The organism is Kitasatospora sp. NPDC093550, assembly GCF_044764985.1.
GTDB lineage: Bacteria > Actinomycetota > Actinomycetes > Streptomycetales > Streptomycetaceae > Kitasatospora.
Window position 1 is genome coordinate 16,093 of the sequence record NZ_JBIWJF010000029.1, and the last position, 15,519, is coordinate 31,611.

The following is a 15,519-nucleotide window of genomic DNA, read 5'->3' on the forward strand; positions in this document are numbered from 1 at the left end:
AGGGCAGCGGTCCGGGGGGACGGCCGTGGGCTCGGGGGGGGTCGGCACCGACACGGCACGGGGAAGCCGGGACCGGTGCCCCGAACGGCCGGGCCACGTGACGGCAGCGGGCCGGGGGGACCGCGTCGTCGCGGGGCCGGAGCCAGCCGGGCGAAGCGGCACCGACACCGGTCGGGGGAACCGGGATCGGCGCCGCGTACCGCCCTGCGCCCCGGCGACCTTCTGGGCGCCGGTCGAGGGGGCGGTGTGGGAGAGCTGGTGAGCGGTCGGGGAGGGGCCCACGGGGGTGGCGCTTTCCCGGCCGCTCACCGTTGGTGGCGGGACCCGGCCCCGGGTGCTGTGGTCTCGACCGGTCCGGGGGGCCGTGGCAGCATCGGCGGTGGCGGGGGCAGCCGGTGAGCGAGGAGCGGGCGGTGGCGGACGAGGTCGACGTGCTGGTGGTGGGCGGCGGGATCGTCGGCCTGGCCACGGCGTACGCGCTGACCCGGGCGCGGCCGGGGGTTCGGGTCGCGGTGCTGGAGAAGGAGGCCGGCCTCGCGGCGCACCAGACCGGGCGCAACAGCGGGGTGATCCACAGCGGCGTCTACTACCGCCCCGGCTCGTACAAGGCCCGGTTCGCCGTCGCGGGTGCCGCCGAGCTGGTGGCGTTCTGCCGCGAGCACGGCCTCCCGTACGAGGTGACCGGGAAGCTGATCGTGGCCACCGACGCCGCCGAGCTGCCGCGGCTGGCGGCCCTGGCGGAGCGCGGGCGGGCGAACGGCATCCCGGTGACCGAGCTGGACCGGGCGGGGATCGCCCGGTACGAGCCGGAGGTGACCGGACTGGCCGGGCTGCACGTCGGCACCACCGGCATCTGCGACTTCCCGGCCGTCGCCGCCGCCTACGCCCGGCTGGCCCGGGAGGCCGGTGCCGAGCTGCGGCCCGGCAGCGAGGTGCGGACGGTGGCGCGCCGCCGGGACGGGGTGACCGTCGGCACCGCCGCCGGGGAGCTCCGGTGCCGGGTGCTGGTGAACTGCGCCGGGCTGCACAGCGACCGGATCGCCCGGCTGGCCGGAGACGGGGCCGGGGTGCGGATCGTGCCGTTCCGCGGCGAGTACTACGAACTGGCCGAGCACCGCCGGGACTTGGTGCGGGGACTGGTCTACCCGGTGCCCGACCCGGCCTTCCCCTTCCTCGGCGTGCACCTCACCCGGGGCGTCCACGGGGACGTCCACGTCGGCCCGAACGCGGTGCCCGCGCTGGCCCGCGAGGGGTACGACTGGCGCACCGTGCGCCCGCGCGACCTGGCGGACACGCTGGCCTTCCCCGGCACCTGGCGGATCCTGCGGCGGCACTGGCGGTACGAGGTGGGCGAGTTGCACAGGTCGTTGTCCAAGCGGGCGTTCACCGCCGCCGTCCGGCGCCTGCTGCCCGCCGTGACCGATGCCGACCTGGTGCCGACCGCCGCCGGGGTGCGGGCCCAGGCGGTGGCCCGGGACGGTTCGCTGCTGGACGACTTCGCCTTCGCCGGCTTCGACCCGGCGGACCCGCGCTCCCCGCGCCGCGCGGTGCACGTGCTGAACGCCCCCTCCCCGGCCGCGACGGCCTCGCTGCCGATCGGCCGCGAGGTGGCCCGCCGGGCCCTGGCCGCACTGGAGGCGGGCGGCTGAGCGAGCCGGGCCGGCGGGCGGACCATCCGCCCGGCGGGAGCCCGGATGAGCCCCGTCACACACCCCGGCGGACGCCCCGCGCGGCCCCGTAGACTCGGGTGATTGTGACTGCCACCGCCCCGATCCCCCAGCCTTCGCCGTCCGCCCGGCTGTCCGCCGCGCCGGCCGCCTACCCCGCGCCGATGTACCCGCACAAGGCCACCGAGGCCCAGCACCGGGAGCGTCGCATCCGCAGCTTCCAGCCGCGCCGGGGCCGGATGACCAACGCCCAGGCGAGCGCGCTGGACCGGAGCTGGGAGACGTACGGCATCCCCATCGACGGCACCCCGCTCGACCTGCCGGAGCTGTTCGGCGGCCTGCCGGTGACCCTGGAGATCGGCTTCGGCATGGGCGAGACCACCGCCGCGATGGCCGCCGCCGACCCGGCCATGGGCATCCTCGCCGCCGACGTGCACACCCCGGGCCACGGCAACCTGCTCGGCCTGCTGGAGCGCGACGGCTGCACCAACGTGCGGACGGCCGCCGGCGACGCGGTGATCCTGCTGCGCGACATGCTCCCGGACGCCTCTCTGGCCGGACTGCGGGTGTACTTCGCCGACCCGTGGCCCAAGCCCAAGCACCACAAGCGCCGGCTGGTCCAGCCCGCCTTCCTCGACCTGGTGCTGCCCCGGCTCGCCCCCGGCGCCCTGGTGCACTGCGCCACCGACTGGGAGCCGTACGCGGAGCAGATGCTGGAGGTGCTGTCCGCCTCCCCGGAGCTGGAGAACCTGCACCCCGAGGGGGACGGCACCGGCTGGCTGGAGCCGGCGGACCACCCGGACGGCAGCATCCCCGGTTACGCACCGCGACCGGAGTGGCGTCCGGTCACCAAGTTCGAACGGGCCGGGATCGCCAAGGGCCACGTGGTCCACGACCTGCTGTTCCGCCGCCGCTGACCCGCCGGCCGCCGTTCGAACGGCGGCCGCGCCCCGGCCGTACGGGCGTGTCCCGGACGGCCGGTTCGTCCCGAGTCCTCCCGGCGGGCGGCCGCCGTGGCCTACCCTGTGCCGCATGGGCAGCCCGTCCGGCGGCGGGCCCCGGCCGGCCGTTCGGACGACTGTTCGGACGACTGCTCAGGTCGCCGCCGACGCACCGGAGACGGTCCCGCGCACCGGAGACACCCGGACCATCCCGGGGCCCCGGAAGCGCCGGATCCACCGTCTGCTGCCCCGTCCGGGAGGGCCGTCGGCGCCGCCCGGGGCCGCCCCCGCCGCCGCCCCGGTCGCCCCGGTCGCCCGGGTCTCCCCCGGCGCCCCGCCGGGCCGCAGGCGTTCGGTGGCGCTCTCCTCGGTCACCGCGACCGCCGTCCTGACCATGGCGGGCTGCGGGGTGCTGATCCTGCGCCTGGTCCAACGGCAGACCGGCACCGTCGGGCTGCTGGTCGGCCTGGGCCTCGCGATGGTCCCGCTGCCCTTCGTGCTCGGCGCCCTGGCCTGGCTCAACCTCACCGCCCGGGTGCCGCTGCGGCACACCGTGTTCTGCCTCGGCTGGGGCGCCTGCGCCGCCACCAGCGTCGCCATCCTCGCCAACAACTGGACGGCCAGCTACCTGACCAGGCACCAGGGCCGGCTCGGCGAACTGCTCGGCGCCGGGATCGCCACCCCGGTGATCGAGGAGAGCGCCAAGGCCACCGCCCTGCTGGTGCTGCTGCTGCCCCTCGGCCGGCGGCTGCGCTGCCACGGCCGCCGCACCGGGCGCCCCTGCGCGCCGCTGCTGCGCCGGTCGCCCGCGCCCCGGCGCCCCCGCCCGTACCAGCGCCGTCCGGCCGGGCCGCACGCCCGTGGCCGGCTGCGGCTGCGCCCCTACCTGCGGCCGCTGCCCTACTTCTGCCCCGCCCCACCGGCCGGCGGGGCCCCGCACCGCCGCTCCCGGCCGCGCACCCTGGCCGCCGGGGTGGTGCTCGGCGGGATGACCGCGTGCGGCTTCGCGTTCACCGAGAACGCCCTCTACCTGGGCCGGGCCTTCACCAGCGACCAGCGGCAGCGGCTGGACAGCATCGGCCTCGGCGACCCGCCCAGCCTGCGCGACTTCGACAGCACCGTGCAGACCTTCGTGCTGCGCGCCCTGCTCTCCCCCTTCGCCCACCCGCTGTTCACCGCGCTCACCGGGATCGGCCTGGCCGTCGCGCTGACCACCGGGCGGCGCTGGCTGGCCCGGCTGGCGGCGCCGGCCGGGCTGCTGCTGGCGATGGTGCTGCACGGCACCTGGAACGCCGCGGCCGACCTCGGCACGGACGGCTTCCTGGTGGTGTACGGGGCGCTGATGGTGCCCTGCTTCGTCGCGCTGGTCTGCTTCGCGGCCTGGGCGAGGGCCCGCTCGGCCCGGCACGCGCCCCGGGCCGGGAGGCGGCCCGCCGGGGGCACGGCCTGAGGCCGTCGGCGACCCGCCGGGGGAGCGGCCCGAGGGCCCCGGAAGAAGCGATTTCCCATCTCGGCGACTTCCACGTATTGTTGTGTTCACCGACGCGGGGTGGAGCAGCTCGGTAGCTCGCTGGGCTCATAACCCAGAGGTCGCAGGTTCAAATCCTGTCCCCGCTACTCAGTAGCCGGAAGGCCCGGAGGATTAGTCCTCCGGGCCTTCCGCGTTCCCGGGTACGCGCAGAGCACGGTCCCGCCACGAAGCGGTAACAGCGAGCGATATGAAGATCTGCCACCAGGCGCCTGGCCGATACTGAGGAAAAATTCATCCAGTTGGGGGACGGCCTGGGGCCACCCCCGGGACAGGAAGCACCACATGCTGTCGAAGCGCCTGGTCAGCACCGCCGCGATCTGCCTCCTCCTGGCAGCCGGCACCGCCGCTTGCGGCGACGACAAGAGCGGCAAGAGCGGCGACTCCAAGGCGGCGGCCCCGCAGAAGCTCGACACCGACAAGCTGAGCGCCCAGGACATCGAGAAGCAGGCCAAGGACGCCCTGGCGGGCGCCACCTCCCTCAAGATCAGCGGCACCTCGGTCGACGAGGACGGGAAGACCGAGATCAACCTGTCCATCGACAACAAGAACCAGTGCACCGGCACCATGACGATGCCCGGCATGGGCAAGTTCGAGATCATCAGCGACGGCAAGACCTCGTACGTGAAGCCGGACAAGGACTTCTGGACCACCATCGGCGGTCCGAACGGCGCCCAGGCGGCCGAGCTCTTCAAGGGCCGCTACCTGACCGGCTTCGAGAGCGACCCCTCGCTCGGGGGCCTCAGCAGCGTCTGCACCCTGGCCGACTTCACCAAGAAGGTCACCGAGGACGACGGCACGGCCCACAAGGTCGAGAAGGGCTCCGCCGGCAACGTCAACGGCGTGAAGACCTTCACCCTCAAGAGCACCGACGACAAGGGCGAGGTGTCGACCGTCCACATCGCCACCGAGGGCAAGCCCTACCCGGTCCGGGTCGAGCACGCCGGCACCAAGGACGGCAGCGGCCAGGTCGACCTCACGGACTTCGACAAGCCGCTGACCATCCAGGCCCCGCCGGCCGACAACGTCATCGACTTCACCAAGTTCAAGAGCCAGTTCAAGACCGCCTGAGCGGGGGCGGATAAATCCGTTGCCCTCCCGCCGGTGGGCTGCCTATGGTGGCGGCACACTGAAAGGAGGTGATCCTGAATTGAGTTCCATCAGGATGCGTGAGGTGGCTGCTCGCTAGAGCCGCCCCTGCCTGCGCAGGGTGAGGCCCTCGGCGGCCTCCGGCAGGCGAAATCCACAGCAGTCACCCGGCCCGCGGGCTCACCGGTACATCCCCGGTGCCTCGGCGCCTGGCCAGTGCACGGGCCGGCGCGGAGGAGCAGCCCGCGGGTCGTCTGCGTTTCCGGGGCCTTCCACGCCCTCCGGGGCCTTCCGCGCCTCGGAGCCGTCCGCGTTTCCCGTGCTGTCCGCGTTTCCGGTGCCGTCCGCGCTCGCGGGGTGGGCCGCGGCGCTAGAGTCGGCGCGGGTTCCGGAGCGGAGCGGCACGGGCACAGGGGGTGGGCGATGGCGAAGGCGCGACGGCCGGGCGGTTCGACACTGCGGACGGCGCAGTGGGGTGCCGCCGGCGTACTGGCCGGGACGGGCCTGATCGGACTGCTGCTGTTCGCGCTCGACCGGGACCGGACCTGGCAGGCGCTCGGCGGCGGCCTGGTGGTGGCCGGGGCCTCGACGGCGCTCGGCGGCGGGCTCGGCTTCCTGTTCGGGGTGCCCCGGGTGCGCGGCGGCTCGGACGAGCCGCAGGGCTCGTACGCGCCCAACACCAATCTGGAGCAGGTCTCCGACTGGCTGACCAAGGTGCTGCTCGGCGTCGGGCTGACCCAGCTCGGCTCGCTCGGCGAGCGGCTGCACGAACTCGGGACGGCGCTCGCGCCGACGCTCGGCGGGGGCGAGGCCGCGGCGCCCTTCGCTGCGGCGCTGGCGCTGTACTTCCTGGTCTTCGGCTTCCTCGCGGGCTGGCTGGTGACCAGGCTCGCGCTGCCCCGGGCGCTGAACGACGCCGACCGGGCGCTGGACCTCTTCCTCGCCGGACAGGACCGTGACCGGCACGGCGACAAGGTCGGCGCGGACGACCTGCGGGTCCGCGCGATGCAGCAGCTCGGCCTGCTGGGCGGCAGCGCGGAGCACCCCGCCGCGCTGGCCGCGCAGCTGCCGCCCGCCTCGGGCTCACCGGCCGGGCCGGAGGGCGTGGTGGCCGAGGTCCGGTCGACCGCCCGGCGCTCGGCGCTGACCGCCGACCAGGTGCGGGCCCTCTTCACGGACGGCTCCGAGGGCCGGCGGATCCAGGCGCTCGCGCTGATGCAGGGCGATCCCGCGCTGGCGGACCTGGCGAGCGTGCTGGACGCGATCGAGCACCCGCGCTCGGGCTTCGAGCAGTACCACGCGCTGCTGGCCGCCCGGGGGCTGCTCTCCCGGCTGCCGGCCGCCGGGGCGCAGCGGCTGCGGGACGCGGTGGCGGCGCAGCTGGTCGATCCGCGGGGCATCCCGTACGGGTCGGACCGCAGCTGGCTGGCGGAGAAGATCCTGTCCCGGCTGCAGGTGACGGCCTTCGTGCCGGTGCAGCCGACCGCAGAGCCCTCCCCGCCGGTCGCGCCCGCCGCGACCTCCGCGACCACCTCGACCTCCTCGACCACCTCGACCTCCTCGACCTCCGCGACCTCCGAGGCCGGTTCCTAGACGGTGAAGCGCAGTTCCGGCTGCTCCCAGGGGGTCTTGGGCTGCGGCGGCCGGGTGCCGGTGCGCTCGGCGCCCATCCGCAGGTAGAAGCGTTCCGCGGGCGGGTGCGAGACGACCTTGACCGCGGCGATCCCGGCCGCCCGCGCGCGGTCGAGCATGTCCGCGATCAACTGCCGTCCGATGCCCAGTCCTTGGGCCTCGTCGGCGACGAACATCAGGTCCAGTTCGGCCGGTTCGCGGATCAGCGCGTAGAAACCGAGCAGGCGGTCGTCGACGTCGTCCACGGCCATCCGCACCTCGTGCCGGGCGAGGTAGTCGGGCCTCACCCGGTAGCCGTCGATCATCGCGGAGTAGGCGCCGCGGTAGGCGCGGGAGGCCTGGATCAGCTCGGTGAGCCGGTCGGCGTCGGCCGTTTCGGCACGCCGGATCGTCATCTCGGTCATGCCGCGAGTATAGGAGTGAACCAGCCTTGTGACCATTACACGCAGGTCGGTCCCGTCCGGCGGCGACGGTCGGCGGCCCGCAGCACCAGGACGCGGCGGGCACGGTCGTCCCCGGCCCGGTGGAAGCGGTGCACCTCGCTCGCGATCCGGCGCTCGCCGAGCGCGTACCGCAGTGGGTCGAGGTGGCCGCAGCGGCGGCCCCGCCCGTCGTGCAGCGGCTGGACGCGCACCTCGCCGTCGGGGGCGGTGACCCGGACCAACTCGGCCAGGGCCGCCACCTGGTGCTCGGGGCCGAACAGTTCGGGGTAGGCGAAGAGCAGGTAGCCGCTCAGGGTGAGGGCGAAGGCGCCGTCCGCGAAGGGCAGCCGGGGCAGCGCGGCGGCCACGTACCGCTGGGGGTGCGCGGCGGAGTCGGTGGCGAACAGCCGACGGGCGCGGTCCCAGCTGCGCAGGTAGCGCTCGGAGCGGTCGGGCCGGTCGGGGCGGGGCGAGGGGTAGAGGTGCGGGCGGTCGGCCATCGCGGCGGCCATCGCCGCCCGGGCGGCCCGCGCCGCCGCCGCGACCAGCGGCAGCGGCAGCGCGTACGCCGGGTCGGCGGCGATCACCCGGCAGCCCAGCTCGCCCGCCTCGGCGGCCAGGCCGGCCGCGCCGCCGGGGCAGTCCAGCAGCGGGCCGGGCAGGGCGGCGAGCCGGGCCCGGGTCAGGTCGAACTGGGCGCAGTACTCGTCCAGCGGACGGGAGGTGACCAGGACGTCCGGGGCTTCGGGGGGAATGCCGGTGGCGGACACGCGGTCATCCGAACACGCTCCGGCCCCGCCCGCACCCGGAGGGCGAACGGGGCCGGAGCGTGGCTGGGGCAGGGGCCGGGGCGAGCCCGGGACGGTACCTGCGGACTCAGCGGCCGAGCAGGCCCTGGGCGGCGGCCCGGTTGACGTTGGTCAGGCCGCGGACCAGCTGCGCCGTGAGGAACACCAGCAGCAGCCCGGCCGCCGAGAACGCCGCGATCTGCCACGTGCCCTCGATGTAGTAGACGTGCTGGACGTGGTGGCTGTCCGTGTAGTCGAACACCCGGTAGCCGCGCCAGGAGGTGTAGGCCGGGAAGACCCAGTGGTAGACCGGGTAGAGCGCCATCACCCAGCCGAGCACCAGGAACACCAGCGTCATGGTGAAGCTGAAGATCGCCCAGGGGAACATCACCACCTGGTGCAGCGCGGCCTTCCAGCCCGCCCCGTCCGCCAGCCGCGCGGTGATCGCGCCCCAGCCGCCCGGGCGGACCTGCCGCACCGGCTTCGGGGCGGGGACGTCCAGCCCCAGCATGCCGCGCACCCGGGCCCGCTCCAGTCGGCCGAAGCCGCGGCTCACCGTGGTCAGGCCGGCCAGCACGGGCAGGCCGAGGGCGGTGAGGAAGGTGCCCAGGCCGAAGCAGAACAGGGTGATCGCGGCGGCGAAACCGGCGATCGCCACCGGCAGGGCGGTGAGCGCGTAGCCGACCTCGCGGTAGTAGTGCGCGGAGAACGGTGCCTGCCAGAAGGCCGGCGGGTACTCGGTCCGGTGGGCCCGGGCCGGGTGCGGGTCATCGCCGTGACCGCCCAGGACGTCCCACTCGTGGTCCCGCGTGCTTCGGCTGCTGCTCATGTCCCGGCCCCGGCCCCTCGTTCTGACGCTCGTTCGTGTTCCCCGACGACGTCCAGTCTGCTCGTGGGGAGGGTGGCGGGGGCATCCGGAGGCCTGGCGGATCGGGGGTGGGGTTAACCCCCGGCCGGGCCCGGCCACTGGTCGAGGCGCAGCGCGTAGCGGTACCCGGCGGAGCCGGCTCCGCCCTCGGAGCCGTCCTGCGGCTCCCGTCCCTCCAGCCGGAACCCGAGGCCGGCGAGGACCGTGGCCGAGGCCGTGTTGTCCACCGCGACCCTGGCCTCCACCCGGGGCAGCTCCAGGGTGCGGAAGGCGAAGTCGCAGAGCAGGCCGGTGATCTCGCCCGCGTAGCCGCGTCCCCAGGACTCGCGGCCGAGGACGCAGCCGAGGTCGGCGGAGCGGTGCCCGTCGAGGGTGAGCGAGGCCTGCCCGATCGGGGTCGCGTCCTGTGGGTCCGGCGCGTCGGCGAGCCTGGTGACGGCGAGCCGGTAGGTGTCCCGTTCCTCGGCCATCGCCTCCTCCAGGTAGAGCTCGATCTGGTCGGCGCAGGTCTCGCGGTCGTGCGGTGCGAAGGGCAGGTGACGGGTCACCTCCGGGTCGCCGAACAGCGCGTGCAGCGCGTCCACGTCGCCATCGGTGTGGTGGTACTCGCGGATGGCCAGGCGGGGGCCGGTGAGTCGTACGGGGACCATGGCTGCCGACCCTACCCGCCCCCGACGGCTACCGTTCGGACTATGAACGACGATGACCTGCGGCTCGCCCCGCGCACCAGGGCCGCCGACCTGCTCGCCTGGGCGGCCGAGCAGGGCCGCGCGCCGGTGGCCGAGGAGCCGCTGCGCACGGTGCTGGCGCTGCTGGAGCTGGGCGAGGGCAGGATGCACGACGGCTGGCCCGAACTGACCTCCAACGCGGTGGAGCACCTGCTCTACGAGCGGCTCCACCTGTACGTCCAACCCGCGCCCGAGGCGGACCCGCTCGCGTACGGCGACGCCGTCCGGCTGCTGGTCGACCACCAGCGGGCCGCCCGGCGGCTCAACGCCAAGCGCCAGGAGCGGCTGCACGCGGAGGCCGAGTGGCAGGGCGAGGTCGCGGCCGGGCTGTTGCGCCGCGCCGACCTGGTGACCTGGCCCCGGCTGTACGCACTGCTGCTGCACGCGCACGGGGTGGACGTCGCGGACGGCGAGGCGGTGCGGGACTGGCTGGTCGGCTTCGGCGGGCTCGCGGAGGAGGAGCGGCTCGCCGCGTTCGAGGCGCTGGCACCGGCCGGCTGGCTGGACGAGCCGGACGAGCAGGGCTGGGGGCCCGGCCGGGTGCTGTCGGTCGGCATGGCCACGGACGGCGCCCGGCGGTTGCTGGAGCAGGGGCTGATGCGGCGCAGCTACCGGAACCTGGCCGAGCTGACCGCGCTCGGGCGGCCTATGCCGGACGAACTGGCCGGGGACTTCGGGCAGTTCGAGGAGGCGGCGGCCGGCGCGGCGCTCGACCTGTTCGGGGAGTGGACGGTGCCGGGGCTGCCGCGGCTGCTGCTGGAGGAGTTCCCGGAGCTGGCGCCGGAGCCGGGCCCGGAGGAGATCGACGCGTACCTGGCGCAGCTGCCCGCGGAGGAGTGAGAGCGGCGCGACGGCGCGAGAAGCCCCCGGTCGCGTGCGGCCGGGGGCTTCTCGGTGTCCGGGGGCCTCGGGCGCCGGGGGCTTCCGGGCGGCCGGGGCTCTCGGGCGTCGTTACGGGGTGAGGCCGCGCTGCTGGAGCCAGGGCTCCGGGTCGACCGGGGCGCCGCCGCCCGGGCGGACCTCCAGGTGCAGGTGCGGGCCGGTGACGTTGCCGGTCGCGCCGACCTTGCCGATCTGCTGGCCGGCGGTGACCCCGCCGGAGCCCTTGATGATCGAGGAGAGGTGGCAGTACCAGATCTCGGTGCCGTCGGGCAGGGTCTCGACGATCCGGTAGCCGTACGAGCCGGACCACCCGGCCGAGGTGATGGTGCCCTGGCCGAGCGCGTAGACCGGGGTGCCGGTGTCGGCGGCGAAGTCCAGGCCGGTGTGCAGGTTGGCCCAGTAGCGGGCGCTCTGGCCGTAGTGCGCGGAGAGCCGGTAGTCCTTCACCGGGAGGGTGAGCGCGGCGGCGCGCTTGGCCTCGGCCTCCGCGGCGGCCCGCTTGGCCTCGGCCTCCTTGGCGGCGGCCTTGGCCTCGGCCTCCTGCGCGGCCTGCACGCGGGCGGTCTCCTCGGCGGCGGTGCGCTGGCTGTCGGCCTGCTGCTGGATGCGGGCGGCGAGCGCCAGGCCGGGGTCGGCGGAGAGGGCGACCGGGCTCTCGTCCGGGGCCTCGACGGCGGGGGCGGCGGCCGGGGTGGCCGAGGCGAAGCCGGTGGCACCCAGGGTGGCGGCGACGGCGGTGACGCCGAGCAGCGGGGAGGCTCCGCGCGTCTGACGCGGCATCCGGTGGCGGTTGGTCTCGGCCTCGGGACCGAAGGACTCGGGACCGGGGGACTCGGGCCCGTCCGGACCGGGGTGGTCGAGGAGCTGGGTACCGGCTGCGGGGCCGGCCGGGTGTGCCGGGGTGTGCGTCGACGCCACGGAGGCGCGCTCCTTTCCTTCCTTCGCGCCTACCGGGTTAGCTGACGGGTTCGGAGCAGGAAGGTCTCCTACGGCCGGGCCGGAGCCCCGCCGATTCACCCCAAGGAACGTGGTTCCCCGGCTCCCTGACCTGCCCGGAGGCCGGCCGGCGGGATTAGGCGACGGCGCACGGTGCCGTCTGGGTACGGCGTTGACGACCGCGCTGCGTTATCAGACGTTAATCCTAGGACGCCCTGATTCCAAGCCATCCGTCCGGGACCGCTGGGGAGCAGGTGATCGGACGTCAACGAACGACCCCCTCATACGAGCACCCCATCTGAGTACTCCTACTCATGTGCGGCCCGACCCGGCGGCCGCATCCTGACGCCATGAGCGCACCGATGAAGAACCGCACCACGGCCGCGTACTACGTCCAGGCCGTCCTCTCCTTCGCCCTGTCGGGCATCGCCCTCGCCGTCGGGATCGCCTACCTGCCGGTCGGCGGCTGGACCCGGGCGTTCCTGGGGATCGGGCTCCTCTACACCGTCACCTCCGCGTTCACCCTGGCGAAGGTGATCCGGGACCGGAACGAGTCCGCCGAGATCGTCAGCCGGGTGGACCAGGCCCGGCTGGAGAAGCTGCTCAGCGAGCACGACCCGTTCAAGGTCGAGGGGGTCTGAGACCCGGACCCCCTCCCCCCTCTCCTCGGTCGGTCGAGGGCTTGACGGCTAAGGCTATTAGCCTTAGCTTTATGGCTATCGGCAGCACCGCCGATGCACCGCAGCAGCGGACCGAGGAGGCCCACCATGAACGCCACCATCACCCCGGAGACCCAGTACCTGACCGTCCCCGGCGGGCGGATCGCCTTCGACGACACCCGCCAGGGCGACGGCACCCCCGTCGTCCTGCTCCCCGGAATGCTCGACAGCCGCGCCGCGTACCGGCACCTGCGCCCGCTGCTCGTCGCCGCCGGCCACCGCGTCATCACCATGGACCTGCGCGGCTTCGGCGACTCCTCCATCGCCTGGGACGACTACGGCCCGGCCGCCATCGCCGGCGACGTCCTCGCCCTGCTCGACCACCTCGGCATCCGGCGCGCCGTCCTCGCCGGCAACTCGTACACCGGCGCGACCGTGGTCAAGGCCGCCGGGGACGCGCCCGAGCGGATCGCCGGGATCGTCCTGATCGACGCCTTCGTCGAGAACCCGCAGCCCGGCACCCTGATGCGCGGCGTCCTCGGCCTGATGGGCGCGGCACTGGTCCACTGGCCCGCCTTCTGGGGCTTCTACCTGCGCCGGATGGCCTTCCCCGGCGCCAAGCCCGCCGACTTCGACGACTACGTCAACGGACTGGTCGCCGCCCTGCGCACCCCCGGCCGGAAGACCGCCACCCGCGGGTACGTCACCGGCGACTCGGCGCCGACCGGCTGGACCACCGCGGTGCGGTGCCCCGCGCTCGTGGTCATGGGCAGCAAGGACCCCGACTTCCCGAAGCCGGAACTCCTCGCCGACCGGCAGGTCGCGGCCCTGGGCGCGCGGAAGGCGATGATCGAGGGATCCGGGCACTACCCGATGGCCGACAACCCGCAGGCCACCGCGGACGCCCTGCTGCCCTTCCTCGCCGAACTCGCCTGAGCCACCGGCCCCCGCCCCGCTTCCGTACGGAGACCCGACCATGCCCCGCGTAGGACTGACCCCCGACCAGGTCGTCGACCACGCCCTCGCCCTCATCGACGACCAGGGCGCCGAAGCCCTCACCCTGGCCGCCGTCGCCGCCCGGGCCGGCGTCGCCACCCCCTCGCTGTACAAGCACGTCAGCGGCGGGCTCGCCGAACTCCGGCGGCTGATCGCCGTCCGGGTCACCGAGGAACTGGCCGACCGCCTCGCGGACGCCGCCGTCGGCCGCAGCGGGGACGGCGCCGTCGCCGCCGTCCTGCGCGCCTACCACGCGTACGCCGTCGAGCACCCGCACCGCTACAACGCCCTCCCCCAGGCCCCGCAACTCGACGACGACCTGGCCCGGGCCGCCGCCCGGCTCGTCGGCGTGATCGTCGCCGTCCTGCGGGAGTACGGCCTCGACGGCTCCGAGGCGATCCACGCCGCCCGCACCGTCCGCTCCCTCGCCCACGGATTCGCCTCCCTCACCACCGCCGGCGCCTTCCAACTCGCCGAAGACCTCACCACCACGCAGGACCGCCTCATCACCACCCTCACCACCGGCCTCCGCACCTGGCCGGCCTGAGGAGCCCCCCGCACACGAGAAGCCGCCCGTCAGGGCCTCCGACCGAGAGACGTGCACCAGAAGTCGGGCATGCCGCACTGCCGCCGGGACGGCTGGATGCCCCGGCCGGTGTACGCCGGCGGTCTGGTCGAGGACCGCGAGGGGGACTACGACGAGTCGGTGCAGCGGACGCTCGGCGGGCTGGAGCCGTGGACCCGGCAGACCGGGCCGGGGCTGATCGGGCCGGCGCCCGCGCTGGAGCGCCCGGCCGGTCCGCTCACCCTGGACGTGACCGAGCGGCGGTCCCGGCCGGACGGCGTGCCCCTGCTGCTCCTGCACCGGATGTCACAACTTCCGCAACACCTTGCACACACACCCCACACATCCCGGAGCGCGAATCGGCCATCAGGCGTGACTTCGCCGTGGCGCGGGTGGCCCGGTGACACCGTTCCGAGGCACCGCCAGGCGGGGTGGTCGGGGGCGAACGAGGCCGGATTGAGGCCGGATTGACTCGATATTGACGAGATCCGGTCACTTGGCGAGATCCGTTCACACCTTCGTAGGATCATCACCCTAGAATTCGCCGCGTGACGATGACTCAGTGGTCCGTAACGGCAACCGGCGTACTCGCCGTCCTCGCCCTCGTGGCCGCCGCGCGCTACCACGCCGTGTCCGTCACCCACCGCCGCCGCTCCGCCCGGCTGCAGCGCGAACTCGACCGGCTGCAGGAGCAGCTCAGCACCGAACTCTCCCGCCGCGGAGCCGAACTGGCCGCCGTCCAGCAGGAGCAGGAGCTCACCGCCTCCACCCAGCGGGCCTTCCTCAGCGTCGCCCGCCGGATCCTGGTGATGGCCCACGACCAGCAGGCGCTGCTGGACGAGATGGAACGCACCCACGACGACCCGGCCCTGCTGGAGGGCCTGCTCAAGGCCGACCACGCGGCCGCCCAACAGGCCCGGCTGGCCCAGACCCTGGCCGTGCTGTGCGGCGCGCGGGCCGGACGGCACTGGCCGGAACCGGTCACCCTGGAGGACGTCGTGCGCGGCGCCCAGTCGCGCATCCTGCCGTTCCAGCGGGTCGTCGTCCGCACCCGGATCGAGACCGCGGTGGTCGGCGCCGCGGCCGAGGCACTGATCCACGCGATCGCCGAGCTGCTGGACAACGCGACCCGCTACTCCCCGCCCAGCACCCAGGTGTTCGTCACCCTCATGCCGGTGCACAACGGCGCCGTCATCGAGATCGACGACGGCGGCGTCGGCATGCCCGAGCAGGCCGTCGCCAAGGCCGCCGCCGCGCTCGCCGGGGGCAGCACCCTGGAGGTCTCCCGGCTCGGCGAGGTACCGCAGTTGGGCCTGGCCGCGGTCGGCCGGCTCGCCGAGCAGTACGGCTTCCGGGTGACCCTCAGCTCCGCGCCCTCGCCGTACGGCGGGGTGCGGGTGGTCGTGCTGCTGCCGAACGCGCTGCTCACCGAGCCGCTGCCGCCCACCGTCCCCGGTCTCGGGCCGGACGACCGCGCGTTCACCCCGGATCCCCGGCCGGCCTCTCCCGCCGGTCACCCCCTGGTGGAGACCCCACCGCCCGGCCGGACCCCCGGCACCGGCGACACCCCGCCGCCGCTGCCCCGCCGGAGCCACCGGCGCGACCGCGCCGAACGCCCGGCCCAGCACGCCGCTCCCCCGCCGCCCGCCGACCCGCCGTACCGCTCGGCCCGGGACGCGCAGGCGTTCATGGCGATGTTCCAGGCCGGGACCGCCAGCGGCCGATCGGCCGCCCGGGCCCGGGGCCAGTCCCCGCCCGGCTCCCCCTGACCGTTTCCCGCTCTGCTTCCCCCGACTTCCCCAGCGCTCCGGAGACTCC

General features: G+C 74.7%; 15 protein-coding genes, 1 tRNA gene and 1 riboswitch. Of the genes, 11 read left to right on the plus strand and 5 right to left on the minus strand.

Going from position 1 to position 15,519, the window contains the following annotated elements:
- Positions 1-413 precede the first annotated feature (413 nt).
- The 6 genes from lhgO to ACIRD3_RS32895 all read left to right on the plus strand — a co-directional run bounded on the left by lhgO (position 414) and on the right by ACIRD3_RS32895 (position 6,818).
- Entirely contained in the window at positions 414-1,649 is a 1,236-nt protein-coding gene (lhgO, locus tag ACIRD3_RS32870; protein WP_402223865.1) for an L-2-hydroxyglutarate oxidase, read from the plus strand.
- 104 nt (positions 1,650-1,753) lie between these two features.
- Positions 1,754-2,584, plus strand: a complete 831-nt coding sequence (trmB, locus tag ACIRD3_RS32875) for a tRNA (guanosine(46)-N7)-methyltransferase TrmB (protein ID WP_402223867.1) — start codon at positions 1,754-1,756, stop codon at positions 2,582-2,584.
- Between the two features lie 115 nt (positions 2,585-2,699).
- A complete protein-coding gene (locus tag ACIRD3_RS32880; protein WP_402223869.1) occupies positions 2,700-4,058 on the plus strand; it encodes a PrsW family intramembrane metalloprotease in 1,359 nt (452 codons plus the stop codon).
- A 93-nt stretch (positions 4,059-4,151) separates the two neighbouring features.
- Positions 4,152-4,225, plus strand: a tRNA-Met gene (locus tag ACIRD3_RS32885).
- A 196-nt stretch (positions 4,226-4,421) separates the two neighbouring features.
- On the plus strand, positions 4,422-5,207 hold the full coding sequence (locus ACIRD3_RS32890) for a hypothetical protein (protein WP_402223871.1): 786 nt from the start codon (positions 4,422-4,424) through the stop codon (positions 5,205-5,207).
- A 441-nt stretch (positions 5,208-5,648) separates the two neighbouring features.
- The gene (locus ACIRD3_RS32895; protein WP_402223872.1) at positions 5,649-6,818 is read left to right on the plus strand and encodes a hypothetical protein; all 1,170 of its coding nucleotides are present in this window, start codon (positions 5,649-5,651) and stop codon (positions 6,816-6,818) included.
- On the opposite strand, the gene ACIRD3_RS32900 is transcribed toward ACIRD3_RS32895, so the two are convergent.
- From ACIRD3_RS32900 to ACIRD3_RS32915, 4 genes are all read right to left on the minus strand, one after another.
- Positions 6,815-7,261, minus strand: coding sequence for a GNAT family N-acetyltransferase (locus tag ACIRD3_RS32900; RefSeq protein ID WP_402223874.1), 447 nt, complete (start codon positions 7,259-7,261; stop codon positions 6,815-6,817). The genes ACIRD3_RS32895 and ACIRD3_RS32900 overlap by 4 nt on opposite strands.
- Before the next feature lie 35 nt (positions 7,262-7,296).
- Positions 7,297-8,049 carry a class I SAM-dependent methyltransferase gene (locus ACIRD3_RS32905; protein ID WP_402223875.1) on the minus strand — a complete coding sequence of 251 codons (753 nt, stop codon included), beginning with the start codon at positions 8,047-8,049 and terminating at the stop codon, positions 7,297-7,299.
- A 106-nt stretch (positions 8,050-8,155) separates the two neighbouring features.
- Positions 8,156-8,896: a sensor domain-containing protein gene (locus ACIRD3_RS32910; RefSeq protein WP_402223877.1), complete on the minus strand. Its 741-nt coding sequence runs from the start codon at positions 8,894-8,896 to the stop codon at positions 8,156-8,158.
- 113 nt (positions 8,897-9,009) lie between these two features.
- The gene (locus ACIRD3_RS32915) at positions 9,010-9,585 is read right to left on the minus strand and encodes a GNAT family N-acetyltransferase (protein WP_402223879.1); all 576 of its coding nucleotides are present in this window, start codon (positions 9,583-9,585) and stop codon (positions 9,010-9,012) included.
- 42 nt (positions 9,586-9,627) lie between these two features.
- On the opposite strand from ACIRD3_RS32915, the gene ACIRD3_RS32920 reads away from it, so the two are divergent.
- Positions 9,628-10,503, plus strand: coding sequence for a hypothetical protein (locus tag ACIRD3_RS32920; protein WP_402223881.1), 876 nt, complete (start codon positions 9,628-9,630; stop codon positions 10,501-10,503).
- Positions 10,504-10,614: 111 nt separating this feature from the next.
- Here the strand turns inward: ACIRD3_RS32920 and ACIRD3_RS32925 are convergent, their stop codons facing one another.
- Positions 10,615-11,463: a M23 family metallopeptidase gene (locus ACIRD3_RS32925; protein WP_402223883.1), complete on the minus strand. Its 849-nt coding sequence runs from the start codon at positions 11,461-11,463 to the stop codon at positions 10,615-10,617.
- Between the two features lie 12 nt (positions 11,464-11,475).
- Positions 11,476-11,634, minus strand: a riboswitch (cyclic di-AMP (ydaO/yuaA leader).
- A gap of 197 nt (positions 11,635-11,831) precedes the next feature.
- Here ACIRD3_RS32925 and ACIRD3_RS32930 point away from each other — a divergent pair.
- The 4 genes from ACIRD3_RS32930 (at position 11,832) to ACIRD3_RS32945 (ending at position 15,470) form a co-directional block, all read left to right on the plus strand.
- Positions 11,832-12,122: a YiaA/YiaB family inner membrane protein gene (locus ACIRD3_RS32930; RefSeq protein ID WP_402223885.1), complete on the plus strand. Its 291-nt coding sequence runs from the start codon at positions 11,832-11,834 to the stop codon at positions 12,120-12,122.
- Positions 12,123-12,248: 126 nt separating this feature from the next.
- Complete coding sequence (locus ACIRD3_RS32935) at positions 12,249-13,076, plus strand: alpha/beta fold hydrolase (protein WP_402223887.1); 828 nt, start codon at positions 12,249-12,251, stop codon at positions 13,074-13,076.
- Positions 13,077-13,116: 40 nt separating this feature from the next.
- Positions 13,117-13,683, plus strand: a complete 567-nt coding sequence (locus ACIRD3_RS32940; RefSeq protein ID WP_402223889.1) for a TetR/AcrR family transcriptional regulator — start codon at positions 13,117-13,119, stop codon at positions 13,681-13,683.
- A 572-nt stretch (positions 13,684-14,255) separates the two neighbouring features.
- Positions 14,256-15,470 (plus strand): sensor histidine kinase, encoded by a 1,215-nt coding sequence (locus ACIRD3_RS32945; RefSeq protein ID WP_402224011.1) that lies wholly within the window; start codon positions 14,256-14,258, stop codon positions 15,468-15,470.
- The last annotated feature ends 49 nt before the right edge of the window (positions 15,471-15,519 follow it).

What these genes read in the sequence shown, in the direction of transcription:
- ACIRD3_RS32890 (WP_402223871.1), top strand. Translation starts at nt 4,422, where the DNA reads ATGCTGTCGAAGCGCCTGGTCAGCACCGCCGCGATCTGCCTCCTCCTG.
- ACIRD3_RS32895 (WP_402223872.1), top strand. Translation starts at nt 5,649, where the DNA reads ATGGCGAAGGCGCGACGGCCGGGCGGTTCGACACTGCGGACGGCGCAG.
- ACIRD3_RS32910 (WP_402223877.1), bottom strand. Translation starts at nt 8,896, where the DNA reads ATGAGCAGCAGCCGAAGCACGCGGGACCACGAGTGGGACGTCCTGGGC.
- ACIRD3_RS32940 (WP_402223889.1), top strand. Translation starts at nt 13,117, where the DNA reads ATGCCCCGCGTAGGACTGACCCCCGACCAGGTCGTCGACCACGCCCTC.
- ACIRD3_RS32945 (WP_402224011.1), top strand. Translation starts at nt 14,256, where the DNA reads ATGACTCAGTGGTCCGTAACGGCAACCGGCGTACTCGCCGTCCTCGCC.
- ACIRD3_RS32900 (WP_402223874.1), bottom strand. Translation starts at nt 7,261, where the DNA reads ATGACCGAGATGACGATCCGGCGTGCCGAAACGGCCGACGCCGACCGG.
- ACIRD3_RS32930 (WP_402223885.1), top strand. Translation starts at nt 11,832, where the DNA reads ATGAGCGCACCGATGAAGAACCGCACCACGGCCGCGTACTACGTCCAG.
- ACIRD3_RS32935 (WP_402223887.1), top strand. Translation starts at nt 12,249, where the DNA reads ATGAACGCCACCATCACCCCGGAGACCCAGTACCTGACCGTCCCCGGC.
- ACIRD3_RS32915 (WP_402223879.1), bottom strand. Translation starts at nt 9,585, where the DNA reads ATGGTCCCCGTACGACTCACCGGCCCCCGCCTGGCCATCCGCGAGTAC.
- ACIRD3_RS32920 (WP_402223881.1), top strand. Translation starts at nt 9,628, where the DNA reads ATGAACGACGATGACCTGCGGCTCGCCCCGCGCACCAGGGCCGCCGAC.
- ACIRD3_RS32880 (WP_402223869.1), top strand. Translation starts at nt 2,700, where the DNA reads ATGGGCAGCCCGTCCGGCGGCGGGCCCCGGCCGGCCGTTCGGACGACT.